We start from the raw sequence: 1,830 nt of genomic DNA on the forward strand, positions 1-1,830 counted from the left end.
GCCGTAACCGGCACTACCAATTGTGCCGCCGTGATCAGCCTGCCCCGCAGCCAGGTGGAGATGACCGACTGGGACATGCAATGGCAGGAGAGAATCACCAAGGTGGTCAGGCGCGTGGCCAAGGACCTGATCGCCAATGACGAGACGGAAATTAGCGAGGTTGTGCGGCGGCGCCTTTTCGATGATCTTGGCAGCGAACGGGTACGTAAAAATGTATCCAAAGTATACGCTGACTGGTGCTTTGAGCGCCGCGCACAGCTGCCTCCTGAGTGGACCGCTGTTGACAGTGCCGTTACCGAGGCTAGGGCCAGGGAACACCTGCGCAGGCGTTACGATTCCTGTTTCCCATTCCATCCGGCGGTGCTGTCGGTTTTTCAGCGTAAATGGCAAGCTCTTTCCCAGTACCAGCAGACCAGGGGCACATTGGCCATGCTGGCGCAGTGGATCTCCTGGGCTTACCGGACGGGCTTTACCGAAGCCCGCCGCGAACCCCTGATTACTCTCGGCTCTGCGCCACTTGAGGTGCCGGAGTTTCGCAGTGTAGTGCTGGGTCAGTTGGGTGAATCCCGGTTGGTTGCCGCTATTGATTCGGATATAGCCGGTGAACAATCTCATGCCCGAGCCCTGGATGCGGATACCAGTGGTCCGCTGCGCAACATTCATCGCCGGGTTGGCACGGCAATATTTTTCGAATCCTCTGGCGGGCAGGTAGACAGGGTGGCTCATCTACCCGAGCTTCGATTTGCGCTCGGGGAACCGCAAGTAGATACAGCTTCTATAGACAATGCTGCCTTTTCCCTGGAAAACAAATCATACTTTATTCGCCGCGTCGGCACGGACGGTTTCCGGATTGGCTACCAGCCTACTGTTAAAAAAGTAGTAAACGACCGTAGAGCTTCTCTGGATGAAGAAACAGAGATTATTCCGGCCATGCGCTCCCTAGTGAAGAAAGAGTTCGAGCGGGGGGCGATCGTTTCACCAGTATGGTTTCCTGACGATAGCACTGCGGTGCAGGATACACCCAGGTTGACCCTGGTTGTCGTTGATCCGGCAGTTGAATGGACTGGTAAAGGTCCGATTCGCGAACAGATAGCTGAATGGACCAGGAGGCGAGGAAATTCAGATAGGCTTTACCCGGCAGCGCTAGTTTGGTGCCTGAAGAAGCCGGGACGGGAGCTGCGGGAAAAGGTGGAGCTATGGCTGGCCTGGCGAAGGGTTCAAAAGGAGGTTGCCGAAGGCACTCTGGGCGGTGAATTTGATCAAGCCGACCTGGCGGATATTCGAGGGAATGTGGCTGAAGCGGAGACAGCCGCCAAAGATGAGGTCTGGGGCGGCTATCGTTACGCGGTTATCCTGGATAAAAATGAGCCTGATTGGCTCAAGGTCATAGACCTGGGAGCGGGCCATGCCAGCAGTGGAGAAACTTTGAGCGACCGGGCAATTACAGCCCTAAAAGCTAAAGGTTTATTGAGCGAATCTGTAGGTGCAGGCTATATTGAACGGCATTGGTGGCCCCCTGCTCTGAAGGAATCCGGTGCCTGGCCCCTATCCAGCCTGCGGAAGAGCTTCCTTGACGGTTCGCTGACCCGGCTGCTTGACCCGGATGCTACTTTGCGGCGAAAAATTGTTGAATTTGTGGCACGTGGTGACTTCGGCCTGGCTTCCAACCTGAAGCCCGGCGGCACTTACGAGCGGGTATGGTTTGCTGAAGAAATTGGGCCGGAGGAGGTTAGCTTTGAACCCCAGGTATTTCTCTTGCTCAAGGATAAAGCCAGGACATTAAAGGCACCGCCAGAGCCCGGTGGCGGTACCACCTTGCCTCCTAAACCG

The 1,830-nt window shown here is 56.1% G+C and carries 1 pseudogene; it reads left to right on the forward strand.

What is annotated here, in order from left to right:
• Positions 1-114: 114 nt before the first annotated feature.
• A pseudogene (locus tag ACE4YL_RS09880) lies at positions 115-1,830 on the forward strand (DUF499 domain-containing protein); the annotation flags it as partial.

This window comes from Candidatus Darwinibacter acetoxidans, from assembly GCF_041936445.1.
In the GTDB taxonomy this organism is placed as follows: Bacteria; Bacillota; Limnochordia; order Darwinibacteriales; family Darwinibacteriaceae; genus DTU010.